The organism is Achromobacter sp. NCFB-sbj8-Ac1-l, assembly GCF_052695805.1.
Genome location: NZ_CP199812.1, coordinates 6,070,749 through 6,083,952, shown reverse-complemented (window position 1 = coordinate 6,083,952; position 13,204 = coordinate 6,070,749). Strand labels below are relative to the sequence as shown.

The following is a 13,204-nucleotide window of genomic DNA, read 5'->3' as shown; positions in this document are numbered from 1 at the left end:
CCCGCGCATTATGCTCGTCGCCCCGCGGTGGTCGCAACCGTGTAATTGTTGCGTAAATGCGAACAGCTGCCTCGGGCGGGGGCGATAACGAACGTCTAATTCGTTCGTGTTATGAAATGAATGGAATCAGCCCAATGCCAGGCGCAACTGTTCGTCCAGGTGCAGCGTGGGGGCAACGCGCCAGCCGCTCTGGGCGTAGCGCAGCCAGCGGCCCAGCACCAGATGCGTCAGCAGGCTCGCGTGCGCGGCGACGTTGGCTTCGGGCGGCAGGCCGCCATCGGTGACCGCGATGCGCAGCGATTGCTTCAGCGATGCTTCGATGCGATCGTTGATGTGGTTGATGCGTTCCTGCAGGCGATTGTCTTCGGTGACCAGCGCGTCGCCGGTCAGCACCCGCGTCATGCCCTTGTTGCGTTCCGAGAACGTCAGCAGCATCGACACGGTTTTGTGGGCTTGCGACAGGCCATAGGGCTCGGCGGTCGCGATCTGGTTCACCAGCGTGAAAATGCTGGTTTCGATGAATTCGATCAACCCTTCGAACATCTGCGCCTTGCTGGCGAAGTGTCGGTACAGCGCGGCTTCAGAGACCTGTAGCCTGGCAGCCAGCGCGGCGGTGGTGATGCGCGACGCGTGCGGCTGCTCCAGCATCTCGGCCAGGGTCTGCAGAATCTGGGTCTTGCGCTCGCCGGGTTTGCTCGCCATGGACGGGTCTGGTCTTACGCAGGCTGACGGTGGATGAAAAGAGGGCGCCGGGCGCTATCCCCGCAAGGGACGCCGGCGCAACAGCAAATCACTGACGGAGTTTACCCGCAAGTCGACGTAGGCCGGCCGCTGCGAACGGCCGCGCGTGAACGGCGTGCCGGGGTGGAAAACGTGCACCGTGCGCAGCCCCGCCTGACGGGCGCCGCGCAGGTTGGCCAGCGTGTCTTCCACCAGCACGGCCTGGCGCGCCGGCACGCCTTCGCGCGCCAGCACGTAGCGCAGCAGCGCGGGCGAGGGTTTGGGGCGGAACTCGCCGTGCAGCCGCATGTGCTCGATCGCCCACAGACTGTCGAACTGGCGCAGGATGCCCAGCCGCCGCAACACCGCACGGGCGTAATGAAGCGGCGCGTTGGTCAGCAGCACCTTGCGTCCGGGCAGTTGGCGCAGCTTGTAGGCCAGCGCTTTTTCGGCGCGCACCAGTGGATTGACGTCGAAGTCGTGGCTGCGATGCAGGAAGTCGTGGGGGTCCACGCCGTGGTGGCGCACCATGCCGATCATGGTGGCCCCGTAGCGTTTCCAGTATTGCTTGCGCACCTGGTTGGCCGTGTCGACATCGACGCCCAACGCCTCGACCACCGCCATGGTCATGCCATGGTCGATGCGCGGGAAGATCGCGTGCGAGGTGTCGTGGAGCGTGTTGTCCAGATCGAACAACCACAGGCGCCCGGGGGCGCCTGTGGCCATGCGGCGCGAGCGGCGCTGGCGCACCGCCGGCCGCAGCAGGGTGCGCTGCGCTCGCATCAATGCGAGCTGATCATCGTGCCAACGCCTTGGTCGGTCAGGATTTCCAGCAGCAGGCAGTGCGGCACGCGGCCGTCGACGATGTGCACCGAGTTGACGCCGTTCTTGGCGGCGTCCAGCGCGGACGAGATCTTGGGCAGCATGCCGCCCGAGATCGTGCCGTCGGCGAACAGTTCGTCGATGGTCTGGGCCGACAGGCTGCGCAAGAGCTTGCCCGCCTTGTCGAGCACGCCCGGGGTGTTGGTCAGCATCAGCAGCTTTTCGGCGCCCAGCACTTCAGCCATCTTGCCGGCGACGACGTCGGCGTTGATGTTGTAGGCCGTGCCGTCTTCACCGTAACCGATGGGCGAGATGACGGGGATGAACTGGTCGTCCTGCAAGGCCTTGACCACCGCCGGCTCGACCAGGGTGATGTCGCCCACGAAGCCGATGTCGATCGGTTCGGAGGGGTTTTCCTTGTTGGCCATCAGCTTTTTCTGCGCCTGGATCAGGCCGCCGTCCTTGCCGGTCAGGCCCACGGCCTTGCCGCCGACCTCGTTGATCATCATGACGATGTCCTGCTGGACCTGGCCGCCCAGCACCCACTCGACCACTTCCATGGTTTCGGCGTCGGTGACGCGCATGCCCTGGATGAAGGTGCCTTGCTTGCCGATGCGGCGCAGCGCGTCGTCGATCTGCGGACCGCCGCCGTGCACCACCACCGGATTCAGACCCACCAGCTTGAGCAGCACCACGTCATGCGCAAAACTGCGCTGCAATCGCTCTTCCGTCATGGCGTTGCCGCCGTACTTGACCACGATGGTTTTGCCGTGGAATCGTCGGATGTAAGGCAGCGCTTCGGAAAGCACCGCGGCTTTGACAGCAGGAGACGAGACGGCAGCAGGGTCGGGGGTGTCGGTCATGGCAGCTAAGTCGGCAATAAGTAGAGTATGAAAGTTAGAGGTTGGAAGCCCGCGCGCCGCTGACGGCGCGATGGCGTTGCCCCCCGAGGGGGCGTGGGGTCCCGCAGTAAAAAATGCCTGCACAGGAACGCGTCGGGGACGCGGTAGCGCAAGCATACGACGGATTGTAGACCCCACAGGTTTCTTATGCTTTAAACCCATGTTTATATGCCCGACAAATAACCGGCATTCGGGTAAATTGGGGGCGTTTTCACAACGGAGCGCCCCTCACAAGGGGGCATCTCCCCACCGGCTGGGCATATGCCCCCAATTTCTACCTATAAAAGAGGCAACTCATGCGTTTGAACTTCGTCCGCTCTGCCCTGGTGGCGTCGGCCCTCCTGGTGTCGGTCACCGCCGCCCACGCTGAAAAGATCGTCGTGGGAGCCACCCAGGTCCCGCACGCCGAGATCCTGGAAGTGGTCAAGCCCCAGCTCGCCAAGGAAGGCGTGGATCTGGACATCAAGGTCTTCAGCGACTACGTGCAGCCCAACCTGCAACTGGTGGACAAGCAGCTGGACGCGAACTTCTTCCAGCACAAGCCCTACCTGGACAGCTTCAACAAGGACCGCAAGGCCACGCTGGTGCCCGTGGCCCTGGTGCACGTCGAGCCCTTCGGCGGTTACTCCAAGAAGATCAAGAGCCTGGCCGAGCTGAAGGACGGCGCCACCGTCGCCATCCCGAACGATCCGTCCAACGCCGGCCGCGCGCTGGTGTTGCTGCAAAAGCAGGGCGTCATCAAGCTGAAGGACCCGTCCAACATCCTGGCGACCGCCGCCGATGTGGTCGAGAACCCCAAGAAGCTGAAGTTCCGCGAACTCGAAGCCGCCATGCTGCCGCGCTCGCTCGATGACGTCGACCTGGCCCTGATCAACACCAATTACGCGCTGGAAGCCGGCCTGGTGCCGACCAAGGACGCGCTGTTCATCGAAGGCGCCGATTCGCCCTACGCCAACGTCCTGGTGACGCGCTCGGACAACAAGGACGCGCCCGGCATCAAGAAGCTGGTCAACGCGCTGCACTCGGCCGAAGTGAAGAAATTCATCCAGGACAAGTACAAGGGCGCCGTGGTCCCGGCGTTCTGATACGACGCGAGGACAGACCCTGTTGCGCAAACCGCCCGCCTGTCGGGCGGTTTTCTTTTGAGGCTCAGGCAATGCGCCATGGCCGCTGGGCGGGGAGCGGCTGCCAGCTACGCACGGACGAAAAAAAACCGCCCGGTGGCCGAGCGGCTGCGATGGGAGCCGGGTTCAGCCGGCCGCCAGGGCCTTTTCGACAGTGGCGTGGAATTCGGCTACGTCGTATTCGCCCAGATAACGCTTGATGACGCGTCCCTGTTTGTCGATCAGGAATGCCGTGGGCGTCAGGCGGATATCGCCGAAGGCGCGAGCGATGTCGCCCTTGCTGTCCAGCGCCACCGGGAACGGCAGCTTGCGGCTTTCGGCGAAGTTCAAGACAAAATTGGGCGGGTCGTAGTTCATGGCGACCGCGATGGCCTCGTAGCCCTTGCCGGCGTACTCGTTATAGGCCGAGATGGTTTCCGGCATCTGCTTGACACAGGTGACGCAGCTGGTGGCCCAGAACTTCACCAGCACCACCTTGCCGCGCAGGTCCTGCATGGAGAAGGTCTTGCCTTCCAGGGTGGTGAAAGTGACGTCCGGCGCGGTCTGCGCAGGGCGCACGGCGAACCAGGCGCCAATGCCGACCGCCACGAGGACGGCCAGGGCTACGATGGCTTTTTTCATTTGATGGGCATGGCTTCAACGGCGCTGCCACCGCTGGGGGCAGGGGCGGCGCTGCTGCTGCCGGCTGCGCCCGAGCTGTTCTCGATGGGGGCCTTGGTTTCAGGGGAATTCGACTTGCTGCTGTTCGACAGGCGAATGGCTTCTTCGCGGCTGATGGTTTCGAACAGTTTTACCACCTTTGCGACGCCGCCGACATCGGCCGCGGCATTGGCGGCGTAATCGCCTTCGGCCTGGGTCAGCTTGCCCATCAGGTACACGACGCTGTGGTCGGTGGTCAGGGCGATGGTGCCGGACGGCACGTACTTGGTGTTGATCAGGGTGGTCTTGACCTTGGAGGTCAGCCAGGTGTCGTTCGAGCGCACGCCGAACGAGGCGATCGGGCCGACGTTGAGCTGGTTGACCACCTGCTTGACGTTTTCGACGCCCTGGGCGATGGCGGTGGCTTGCGACTTGGCTTCTTCGGTGGGCACGTCGCCGGTCAGCAACAGGTGGCCGCCGTAGGCCATGGCGTTGACGCGGGCCGTGTCGCCCAGCTTCTGCGAGATCTGGCTCTGGGCCTTGAAGGCCATGTTCTGGTCTTCGAGCTGGATGCCCGAGGTACGCCGGTCGGTCACGACCACCGCGGTGGTGGCGGCGGCACCGCCCACGATCAGGGGTGCGCAAGCCGACAGCGACAGGGCGGCGCCGGACAGGGCAGCGGCCAGCAGCAGGGGGCGGGCGGCGGTTCGGACGTCAGGAATCATTCGGTGTCTCCAAGCAGAAGAGCGTCTATGCCGTCGCAAAGCGCGTGCAGCAGCAGTATATGGACTTCCTGGATGCGCATCGTGCGATCGCTGGGAACACATAGATGGACGTCCATCGGCGTAATGAGTTCCCCCATGACGCCGCCGCCCTTGCCGGTCAGGGCCAGCACATGCATCTCCCGGCTGGCCGCGGCTTCCATGGCCCGGACCACGTTGGGCGAATTGCCGCTGGTGGAAATGGCCACGAGCACGTCGCCGGCCTGGCCGAAGGCATTCACCTGGCGCTCGAAGACTTCGTCGAAACCGTAGTCGTTGCCCACCGCGGTCAGGATGGAGGTATCGGTATTCAGGGCGATGCCGGCCAGGGGCAGGCGTTCGCGTTCGAAGCGGCCCACCAGTTCGGCGATGAAATGCTGGGCGTCAGCCGCCGAGCCGCCATTGCCGCACGCCAGAATCTTGCCGTTGTTGGCCAAGGCGCCGAATAGCACGTCCACCGCCACTGCCAGCGGTTCGGCCAGGACGTTCATACTTTGTTCGCACGCAGCCATGGCGTCGCGAAAGTGCGACGTCATACGAGAGGTCATATCCATGGGCGCGATTATCTCACGCGCCAGCCGAAATCAGCCCAGCTCGAACGCCGCGCGCAGCCATTGAACCTGGCCGCCGTCGAAGAGCACGGCATCGAAGCGGGCGGCCGGCACCGCGCCCTGCCAATGGCGCCTGGCCAGTTCCGGCAGCCAATGGGCCGCGGCGCGCGCCAGCCGCCCCTGCTTGGCGCGGTCGATGCTGGCCGCGGCACCGCCGAAGGCGTCGGCCCGCCGCGACCGCACCTCGACAAACACCAGGATGTCGCCATCACGCATGGCCAGGTCGATTTCTCCCGCACGACACGCCAGGTTGCGGGCCAGCAGTACCAGGCCGCCGGCCTGCAGCAGGCGCAGGGCCGCGTCTTCGTGGCCGTCGCCGGTGCGTTGGCGGGGTGAGCGGCGGGCCGGCGGCCGGTCGGATGGATCGGGCCGCCGCGCGGCGCGGCGACGTCGCTTGTCGGCGCGCCGGCGGGCGGCCAGGGCCAGTTCGAAGGCAAGGGTGTCATCCATCAGGCGGGTTCCGGAAGCGGGCGGCGATGGCGGCTACACTGGCATGGTTTTCCGTGTAAGCAGGCAGCAATGAATCAAAATGTCTCACCCCCGGTGGCCGGCGATGCCTGGACCCGCGTCGCTGAACGCGTGGCAGGCCAGCATTGGCCTGCGCAGGCGCTGTATGTGGTGGCCACACCGATCGGCAATCTGGGCGACCTGGGGCTGCGCGCCTGGCACGCGCTGCAACGCGCCGACGTGATCGCGGCCGAAGACACCCGCGCCAGCCGCACGTTGCTGGACGCCTGGGGGGTGACCACTCCCTTGATGGCCGCCCATCGCCACAATGAAGCCGCGGCCGCGCAGGCCATCTGCGAACGCCTGGCCCAGGGGCAGCGCGTGGCGCTGGTCTCCGATGCCGGTGCGCCCGCCGTCAGCGATCCCGGCGCCCGCGTGGTGCGCGCGGTGCGCGAGGCCGGTTTCACCGTGGTGCCGGTGCCGGGCCCCAGCGCCGTGATCACGGCCTTGATGGGCAGCGGGGTCACCACCGATGAAAACCCTGCCTATGCCTTTGCCGGCTTCCCGCCGTCCAAGGCCGTCGCCCGCCAGCGTTGGCTGCGCAACTGGTGTGCGCTGCCCGCGCCGGTCGTGATGTTCGAATCGCCGCATCGCCTGGCGGCCACGCTGGCCGACCTGCTCGAAGTCTGTGGCCCGGACCGCCACCTGACCGTGGCGCGCGAGCTGACCAAGCGCTTCGAGGAAATCGCCACCTTCACGCTGGGCGAGGCCGCGGCCTGGCTGGCGGCGGACTCGCACCGCGAACAAGGCGAGTTCGTCCTGATCGCGCACGCCCGGCCCGGCCAAGAGGCCGACGACGAAGCCGACCCGCGCACCGACGCGCTGCTGGATGCCTTGCTGGAAACGCTGTCCTTGCGCGATGCGTCCAAAGTGGCGGCCAAGGTCACCGGGCTGCCGCGGGACGTTCTGTACAACCGGGCCCTGGCCCGCAAGAATTCGTAAGACATGGTTTACACAGCTGTCGCTCCCAAGCGTTCCGGCCAACCCGACGAACGCATCGTCTACCGTGATATCCCCACCCCGCTGGGCGAAATGCGCCTGGTCGCCAGTTCCAAGGGCCTGCGCGGCGCCTGGTTCACGGACCAGACGCTGCTGCCCTCGGCCGAAGGCTGGACCCGCGCGGACGCCGATCCCATCCTGGAACAGGCGCGCCGTGAGCTGGACGAGTGGTTTGCCGGCCAACGCCGCGACTTCGACGTGGCGCTGGATCCGGTCGGCACGTCCTTCCAGCACGAAGTCTGGCGCGCGTTGTGCGCCCTGGATTTCGGCCAGCTTGCCAGCTACGGCGAGCTGGCGCGCATCGTGGGCCGCCCCAAGGGCGCGCAGGCCATCGGCGGCGCGGTGGGGCGCAATCCCATCATCATCATCATTCCGTGCCACCGCGTGATCGGCGCCGATACCTCGCTCACGGGCTTTGGCGGCGGTTTGCCGCGCAAGCAGGCGTTGCTGGAACACGAGGGCAGCCGTTATCGCAGCCGCAACCCGCGCGCACGCCGGGTGTGCGATGGCCAGGTCGAACTGCCGTTCGAACCGCCGGCCTTCGACTGGCCGCGGGCGCAGTAGGCCCGCGATGGCAAACGGGCTTATTGCGACGCGATGCTCGGCGTGATGCCGATGCGATCAGACACAAGCTGCACGGCATTCATGGCGCTCTGGCGATCGGGGTAGGGTCCGATCTTGACGCGGTACAGGTTGTTGGATTGCTCGACGCTGGCGGGCGGTGCGCCCGCGGTGCCCAACTGCGTATTGATGCGGCTGACCAGCGATTGCGCATTGGCCGGCTGGCTGAAAGCCCCCACTTGCAGGTAGACGCTGCCGATGCCCCCCGCAACCGGCTGGCGCACGGGCGCGCTGCCCGGTGCGGGCGCAGGTTGCTGCACCAGCGGTTGGGGCTCCAGCGAGGTCGGCGCTGCGGCCACGGGCGTGGCGACCGGCGTGGCGCCAATGGCCGACGCGGGCGTTGCGGCGGGGGCGCCTGATGAGGCCAGTCGGCGGATCTCGTCCTGCGGAATGCTCTCGACCACGACCTGGCCGCTGCCCGGCCCGATGATGCCCAGCTTGTAGGCCGCCACGTATGACAGATCCATGATGCGATCGCTGTGGAAGGGCCCCCGGTCATTGACCCGCACGATGATCGTCTTGCCGTTGACCAGGCTGGTGACGCGCGCGTAGCTGGGAATCGGCAGCGTGGTGTGCGCGGCCGTCATGGCGTACATGTCGTAGGGTTCACCGATCGACGTCGAGTTGCCGTGGAATTTCTTGCCGTACCAGGACGCGATGCCTTGCCGCTTGTAGGGCTGGCCGGTCGTGTCGGGCACGTAGCGCTGGCCGAACACCACATAGGGCCGGTTGGCGCCGCTGGCGTAGGGTTCGATGCGCGGCACCGCGTCCGGCACCTGGTCCAGGTTGGACGGCGGGTTGGCGTCCGGGCCGTCGTCCTTGTAGTACCCGCCGCCTTTCTTGCGGCCTCCGGTGGAAGAGCAGCCGGCCACGGCAATGGCCAGCAACAACATCATCAGGAAGGTCAGCGGGCGGTGCAGGGTCATGCGGACTCGTCGGGCAGTTGGGTGCGATGGCGCACCAGCAGCGGGTCATGGTCGGCAAAGCGCTTGGCGAGCTGTTCGACCACATAGACCGAACGGTGCTGCCCGCCGGTGCAGCCGATGGCCACCGTGAGGTAATTGCGGGTGTCTTGCGTGTATTGCGGCAACCAGCGATTCAGGAAACCGGCGATGTCGTCGATCATCTGTCCCACCTGGTCGTAGCCGGCCAGCCAGGTCGCGACGGGCTCGTCGCGGCCGGTCAGCGGGCGCAGGTTGCGGTCGTAGTAGGGATTGGGCAGGCAGCGCACGTCGAAAACGAGGTCTGCGTCGCGCGGCACGCCGCGCTTGTAGGCGAACGATTCGAAGGTCAGCACCAGCGGGGCGCGATCCGCCTGGATCAGGTCGCGGATCCAGGCGCGCAATTGGCCCGGCGTGAGTTCCGACGTGTCGATGACGTGTTCCTGCTCGCGCAGCGGCGCCAGCAGCTCGCGTTCCAGGGCGATGCAGTCGGTCAGCGACGGGGCGGTGCCGCCGCGTTGCAGACGATCGGTCAGGGGATGGCGGCGGCGCGATTCGGAATAGCGCTGCACCAGGGTGTCGGTGCTGGCATCCAGGAAGACCACGCGCAGGCTGGTGCCCATGGCGCGCAGCGCGGTGACCACATCGGGCAGTTCGGCCAGTTCGCCGGGGGAGCGCACGTCAATGGCGACGGCCACGCGTTCCAGGCCGTCGTCACGGGCGTTGGCGATGAATTCGGTCAGGAACCGGACGGGCAGGTTGTCGACGCAGGTATAGCTGGCGTCCTCGAGCATGCGCAGGGCGACGGATTTGCCTGAGCCTGAGATGCCGGTTACGAGGACGACTTTCAACATGGACATGATTGTGGCACGCTTTTCCGGGACGATGCCGGCGGGTTGGCATCTGATATGGCCGTAAACTGCAAATCTGCGCCTGTACCGATCAGTACGCCCTGACGTAAGCTCGGGCATCCGCACAAGAGAGAGATTCACCTACGTGCCCCGCCGTCATGCGCCTTGGGGGGTTGGAATTCGACTTTTGTTAACTGGTCCTAGATGTTAGCCCTCATTTCCTTTTGTAGTGTTTCACTGCCGCGGTTTTGGGCCAAATGTCGTCTGTTGGCCGCCACGCTGATCGCGTTTGCAGCGGCGCCCGCGATGGCGCAGGACACGCCGCAGGTCTTGCAGCCGGGCACCATGGAGGCCCGTGTGGCGGCCTGTACGGCCTGTCATGGCGTGCAGGGCCGTGCGGGCGCCGACGGCTACTACCCCCGCCTGGCGGGCAAGCCGCAGGAATACCTGTATCACCAGCTGTTGAATTTCCGCGACGACCGGCGTCAGTACCGGCCCATGTCGCACCTGCTGGCGGGCCTGCCGGACGCCTACCTGCATGACATGGCGGCGTACTTCGCCGCGCAGCACGCGCCGTATCCGCCGCCCGTGCGTGCCGAGGTCTCCAGTGCCACGCTCGAGGCAGGGCGCACCCTGGCACTGACGGGTGACGCTACCCGCGGGCTGCCGGCCTGTGCGGCCTGCCATGGGGCGGCCCTGGGCGGCCTGCTGCCTGCCGTGCCCGGCCTGCTGGGATTGCCGCGCGACTACATCGGTTCGCAGATCGGCAGCTGGAAGAATGGTCTGCGCCGCGCCGTCGCGCCCGACTGCATGGCCGACATTGCCAACAAGCTCACGCCAGAAGACATCGGCGCGCTGGCGGCATGGCTGTCGTCGCAGCCGGTGCCTGACACCTATGGCCCCGAGCCCGCCGGCTCCTTGCGTCTGCCCGCCGAGTGCGGCAGCCAGGCGCAACGGTAACGGGGGCGAACGATGACGCTGATGAAAAAAATCCTGGGGTTCCTGCTGGCGCTGGCCGTGATCGGCGTGGGCGCCGTGTATTGGCTGGGCACGCGCGATGATGCCAGTACTGGCCCCACCGCCGCGCCATCCGATCCGCAGCAGCGGATCGAGCGCGGTCGCTACCTGGCGCTGGCCGGCAATTGCATGGCCTGCCATACCGCGCGGGGCGGGCAGGCCTATGCGGGCGGCACCCCCATTCCCACGCCGTTCGGCACGATCTACGGCCCCAACATCACGCCGGACGAAAAGACCGGCATCGGCGCCTGGAGCGCCGACGACTTCTGGCAGGCCCTGCACAACGGCAAGTCGCGCGATGGCACTTTGCTGTACCCGGCCTTTCCGTACACGGAGTACACCCGAATCAGCCGGGCCGACGCTGATTCGCTGTATGCGTTCTTGCGCACCGTGACGCCGGTCAGCCAGCCCAGCCGGCCGCCCGAACTGGATTTTCCCTACGACCAGCGCGTGTTGCTGGCAGCCTGGCGAACGCTGTATTTCAAACCCGGCGTGCAGGAAGCGGATCCCGGCCAATCGGCCCAATGGAATCGCGGCCGCTACCTGGTCGAAGGCCTGGGCCATTGCGCCGCCTGTCACGCGCCGCGCAACAGCCTGGGCGCGACCCGCGCGGCTGACGGTCTGACCGGCGGCGTCATCCCGGGATTGGAGTGGTATGCGCCGCCCTTGACCAACGACCCGCGGGCCGGCCTGGGGCGCTGGTCGGCCCAGGATATTGCCGACCTGCTGCAAACCGGTATGGCAGCGCACTCCAGCGCCAGCGGCCCGATGGCCGAAGTGGTGCTGGGCAGCACGCAGCACCTGACGGGCGAGGACGCGCTGGCGATGGGCGTGTATCTCAAGTCATTGCCCGATACGCCGGCTTCGACCGACCGGCCCACCGCCGCCGTATCGCCGGCCGCGATGGAGCTGGGTGGCAAGATCTATCGCCAGCAGTGTGTGCAGTGCCACCAGGCGGCAGGCGAGGGCAGCCCGGGCGCGTGGCCCGCGTTGGCCGGCAACCCCACCGTAACCGCGCCATCGCCCCTCAATGCCATCCGCATGGTGCTGGACGGCGGCTTTGCGCCGGCCACCGCGACCAATCCGCGGCCGCATGGCATGCCGCCCTACGGCCAATTGCTCAACGACAACGATGTCGCCATGCTGGTGTCCTACATCCGCAACAGCTGGGGCAATGAAGCGGGCGGGGTGACGCCGCTGGAGGTCAAGCGCGCCCGCGCTGCCTCGACCCGCAACTGATCAGCGGCGCCGCGCGGCCTGGCTGCAGGCTGCGCGCGCCATCTCGCCCAATACGCGGATGGCATCGGCCTGGCCTTCGTCCCACAGATGGCCGTAGTTCAGGCGCAGCGCATTGCCGAACTGGCCGCTGGCCGAGAAGATCGGGCCCGGCGCCACGCTGATGCCGCGCGCCAATGCTTGCCGATGCAGGGCCAGCGCATCCACCGCGGCCGGCATTTCCAACCATAGGAAGAAGCCGCCTTGTGGCCGCGTCACGCGGGTGCCTGCGGGAAATTCACGGGCAATCGCATTGGCCATCAAGTCCTGCTGGGTCTGCAAGGTTTCCCGCAGCCGTCGCAGGTGGCGGTCGTAACCGCCTTGCTCCAGGTATTCGGCAATGGCGCCTTGCGCGGGGCTGGATGCCGATAGCGTCGATGACAGCTTCAAGCGCTGCACGCGCTGCGTGTAGCGCCCCGCGCTGGCCCAGCCGATGCGGTAGCCCGGCGCCAGGCATTTCGAAAACGACGAGCAGTGCAGCACCAGGCCCTGCGTGTCGAAGGCCTTGGCGGGCACGGGGCGCGTCGCGCCAAAGTAGAGCTCGCCGTAGACGTCGTCCTCGATCAGCGCAACGTCATGGCGCGTCAGCAGCTCGACCAGTTGGCGCTTCTTTTCCTCGGGCATCAGGCTGCCCAGCGGATTCTGGAACTGCGTCATCAACCAGCAGGCCTTGGGTGCATGACGCTGGATGGCGGCTTCTATCGCGCCCAGGTCCACGCCAGTGCGCGGGTGGGTCGGCACTTCCAGGGCTTTCAACCCCAGGCGTTCCAGGGCCTGCAAGGCGCCGTAGAAGGTCGGCGCCTCGACGATGACGGTGTCGCCAGGCTGCGTGACCGCTTGCAGGCAAAGATTCAATGCTTCGAGCGCGCCGTTGGTGATCACGATGTCGCTGGCCGGCACATTGATGCCCGCGATCAGGTAGCGCAGCGCGATCTGCCTGCGCAGGCCGGGATTGCCGGGCGACAGGTCTTCTATCGTGGCCAGCGGGTCCTGGCGTTTCAGATGCGTGGCCATGGCTTGCGCCAGCCGTGGCAAGGGAAACAGCAGCGGCGACGGAAACGCCGAGCCCAGCGGCGTGACCTCGCGATTGCGCACCGAATCCAGGATGTCGAAGATGCGTTCGCTGATTGCGAGTTCGGTGGATTCGCCATCGGGGCAGGACGTGTCCGGCTCGGGCGGCAGGCTGTCGCTGCGCGTATTGACGTAGTAGCCGGAGCGGGGGCGCGCCCGGACCAGGCCGCGCGCTTCGAGCAGGTAATAGGCCTGGAACACCGTCGACGGGCTGACGCCGCGGCTGGCGCAGGCATCGCGCACCGATGGCAGCTTGTCGCCTACGCGCAATACGCCATCGCGGATCGACTGGGCGATGTCGTTGGCGAGTTTTTCGTACAGGCTCACGAGCCGCGGGGCGACG

At 66.6% G+C, this 13,204-nt stretch carries 15 protein-coding genes; 5 read left to right on the top strand and 10 right to left on the bottom strand.

Annotation, left to right across the window (positions count from 1 at the left end; genetic code table 11):
• Positions 1-126: 126 nt before the first annotated feature.
• Genes slmA through argB form a run of 3 tightly spaced genes read right to left on the bottom strand, consistent with a single transcriptional unit; the run spans position 127 to position 2,405 of the window.
• The gene (gene slmA, locus ACUDP5_RS27910) at positions 127-702 is read right to left on the bottom strand and encodes a nucleoid occlusion factor SlmA (RefSeq protein WP_025141016.1); all 576 of its coding nucleotides are present in this window, start codon (positions 700-702) and stop codon (positions 127-129) included.
• Positions 703-756: 54 nt separating this feature from the next.
• Complete coding sequence (locus tag ACUDP5_RS27905) at positions 757-1,503, bottom strand: pyrimidine 5'-nucleotidase (RefSeq protein ID WP_263914841.1); 747 nt, start codon at positions 1,501-1,503, stop codon at positions 757-759.
• Positions 1,503-2,405 (bottom strand): acetylglutamate kinase, encoded by a 903-nt coding sequence (gene argB / locus ACUDP5_RS27900; RefSeq protein WP_199168706.1) that lies wholly within the window; start codon positions 2,403-2,405, stop codon positions 1,503-1,505. Before argB ends, ACUDP5_RS27905 begins: the two co-directional genes overlap by 1 nt.
• Positions 2,406-2,740: 335 nt before the next feature.
• Between argB and ACUDP5_RS27895 the strand changes: the two genes are divergently transcribed.
• Entirely contained in the window at positions 2,741-3,529 is a 789-nt protein-coding gene (locus tag ACUDP5_RS27895) for a MetQ/NlpA family ABC transporter substrate-binding protein (RefSeq protein ID WP_445657775.1), read from the top strand.
• A 165-nt stretch (positions 3,530-3,694) separates the two neighbouring features.
• Here the strand turns inward: ACUDP5_RS27895 and ACUDP5_RS27890 are convergent, their stop codons facing one another.
• Genes ACUDP5_RS27890 through ACUDP5_RS27875 form a run of 4 tightly spaced genes read right to left on the bottom strand, consistent with a single transcriptional unit; the run spans position 3,695 to position 6,029 of the window.
• Positions 3,695-4,189, bottom strand: a complete 495-nt coding sequence (locus ACUDP5_RS27890; protein ID WP_263914843.1) for a peroxiredoxin family protein — start codon at positions 4,187-4,189, stop codon at positions 3,695-3,697.
• Positions 4,186-4,932: a BON domain-containing protein gene (locus ACUDP5_RS27885; protein WP_263914844.1), complete on the bottom strand. Its 747-nt coding sequence runs from the start codon at positions 4,930-4,932 to the stop codon at positions 4,186-4,188. The genes ACUDP5_RS27890 and ACUDP5_RS27885 overlap by 4 nt, the downstream gene beginning before the upstream one ends.
• Positions 4,929-5,522, bottom strand: coding sequence for a phosphoheptose isomerase (locus ACUDP5_RS27880; protein ID WP_263914845.1), 594 nt, complete (start codon positions 5,520-5,522; stop codon positions 4,929-4,931). Before ACUDP5_RS27880 ends, ACUDP5_RS27885 begins: the two co-directional genes overlap by 4 nt.
• 30 nt (positions 5,523-5,552) lie before the next feature.
• Positions 5,553-6,029 carry a YraN family protein gene (locus ACUDP5_RS27875; protein ID WP_263914846.1) on the bottom strand — a complete coding sequence of 159 codons (477 nt, stop codon included), beginning with the start codon at positions 6,027-6,029 and terminating at the stop codon, positions 5,553-5,555.
• 69 nt (positions 6,030-6,098) lie between these two features.
• Between ACUDP5_RS27875 and rsmI the strand changes: the two genes are divergently transcribed.
• Entirely contained in the window at positions 6,099-7,028 is a 930-nt protein-coding gene (gene rsmI, locus ACUDP5_RS27870) for a 16S rRNA (cytidine(1402)-2'-O)-methyltransferase (protein WP_263914847.1), read from the top strand.
• Positions 7,029-7,031: 3 nt separating this feature from the next.
• Positions 7,032-7,649 (top strand): methylated-DNA--[protein]-cysteine S-methyltransferase, encoded by a 618-nt coding sequence (locus ACUDP5_RS27865; protein WP_263914848.1) that lies wholly within the window; start codon positions 7,032-7,034, stop codon positions 7,647-7,649.
• A gap of 20 nt (positions 7,650-7,669) precedes the next feature.
• Here the strand turns inward: ACUDP5_RS27865 and ACUDP5_RS27860 are convergent, their stop codons facing one another.
• Complete coding sequence (locus ACUDP5_RS27860; protein WP_263914849.1) at positions 7,670-8,632, bottom strand: septal ring lytic transglycosylase RlpA family protein; 963 nt, start codon at positions 8,630-8,632, stop codon at positions 7,670-7,672.
• A complete protein-coding gene (rapZ, locus tag ACUDP5_RS27855; RefSeq protein ID WP_263914907.1) occupies positions 8,629-9,501 on the bottom strand; it encodes an RNase adapter RapZ in 873 nt (290 codons plus the stop codon). Before rapZ ends, ACUDP5_RS27860 begins: the two co-directional genes overlap by 4 nt.
• Before the next feature lie 201 nt (positions 9,502-9,702).
• On the opposite strand from rapZ, the gene ACUDP5_RS27850 reads away from it, so the two are divergent.
• Both ACUDP5_RS27850 and ACUDP5_RS27845 read left to right on the top strand, forming a co-directional pair.
• The gene (locus tag ACUDP5_RS27850) at positions 9,703-10,458 is read left to right on the top strand and encodes a c-type cytochrome (protein ID WP_263914850.1); all 756 of its coding nucleotides are present in this window, start codon (positions 9,703-9,705) and stop codon (positions 10,456-10,458) included.
• Positions 10,459-10,470: 12 nt separating this feature from the next.
• Entirely contained in the window at positions 10,471-11,754 is a 1,284-nt protein-coding gene (locus ACUDP5_RS27845; protein ID WP_445657774.1) for a c-type cytochrome, read from the top strand.
• Here ACUDP5_RS27845 and ACUDP5_RS27840 read toward each other — a convergent pair whose 3' ends face one another.
• The gene (locus ACUDP5_RS27840; protein ID WP_445657773.1) at positions 11,755-13,188 is read right to left on the bottom strand and encodes an aminotransferase-like domain-containing protein; all 1,434 of its coding nucleotides are present in this window, start codon (positions 13,186-13,188) and stop codon (positions 11,755-11,757) included. It abuts the gene before it with no gap.
• Positions 13,189-13,204: the final 16 nt, after the last annotated feature.

Excerpts from the sequence above, each read along its gene's own strand:
- ACUDP5_RS27860 (WP_263914849.1), bottom strand. The coding sequence starts at position 8,632 with ATGACCCTGCACCGCCCGCTGACCTTCCTGATGATGTTGTTGCTGGCC.
- ACUDP5_RS27905 (WP_263914841.1), bottom strand. The coding sequence starts at position 1,503 with ATGCGAGCGCAGCGCACCCTGCTGCGGCCGGCGGTGCGCCAGCGCCGC.
- slmA (WP_025141016.1), bottom strand. The coding sequence starts at position 702 with ATGGCGAGCAAACCCGGCGAGCGCAAGACCCAGATTCTGCAGACCCTG.
- ACUDP5_RS27850 (WP_263914850.1), top strand. The coding sequence starts at position 9,703 with ATGTTAGCCCTCATTTCCTTTTGTAGTGTTTCACTGCCGCGGTTTTGG.
- rsmI (WP_263914847.1), top strand. The coding sequence starts at position 6,099 with ATGAATCAAAATGTCTCACCCCCGGTGGCCGGCGATGCCTGGACCCGC.
- ACUDP5_RS27895 (WP_445657775.1), top strand. The coding sequence starts at position 2,741 with ATGCGTTTGAACTTCGTCCGCTCTGCCCTGGTGGCGTCGGCCCTCCTG.
- ACUDP5_RS27875 (WP_263914846.1), bottom strand. The coding sequence starts at position 6,029 with ATGGATGACACCCTTGCCTTCGAACTGGCCCTGGCCGCCCGCCGGCGC.
- argB (WP_199168706.1), bottom strand. The coding sequence starts at position 2,405 with ATGACCGACACCCCCGACCCTGCTGCCGTCTCGTCTCCTGCTGTCAAA.
- ACUDP5_RS27845 (WP_445657774.1), top strand. The coding sequence starts at position 10,471 with ATGACGCTGATGAAAAAAATCCTGGGGTTCCTGCTGGCGCTGGCCGTG.
- ACUDP5_RS27865 (WP_263914848.1), top strand. The coding sequence starts at position 7,032 with ATGGTTTACACAGCTGTCGCTCCCAAGCGTTCCGGCCAACCCGACGAA.
- ACUDP5_RS27890 (WP_263914843.1), bottom strand. The coding sequence starts at position 4,189 with ATGAAAAAAGCCATCGTAGCCCTGGCCGTCCTCGTGGCGGTCGGCATT.
- ACUDP5_RS27885 (WP_263914844.1), bottom strand. The coding sequence starts at position 4,932 with ATGATTCCTGACGTCCGAACCGCCGCCCGCCCCCTGCTGCTGGCCGCT.
- ACUDP5_RS27880 (WP_263914845.1), bottom strand. The coding sequence starts at position 5,522 with ATGGATATGACCTCTCGTATGACGTCGCACTTTCGCGACGCCATGGCT.
- rapZ (WP_263914907.1), bottom strand. The coding sequence starts at position 9,501 with ATGTTGAAAGTCGTCCTCGTAACCGGCATCTCAGGCTCAGGCAAATCC.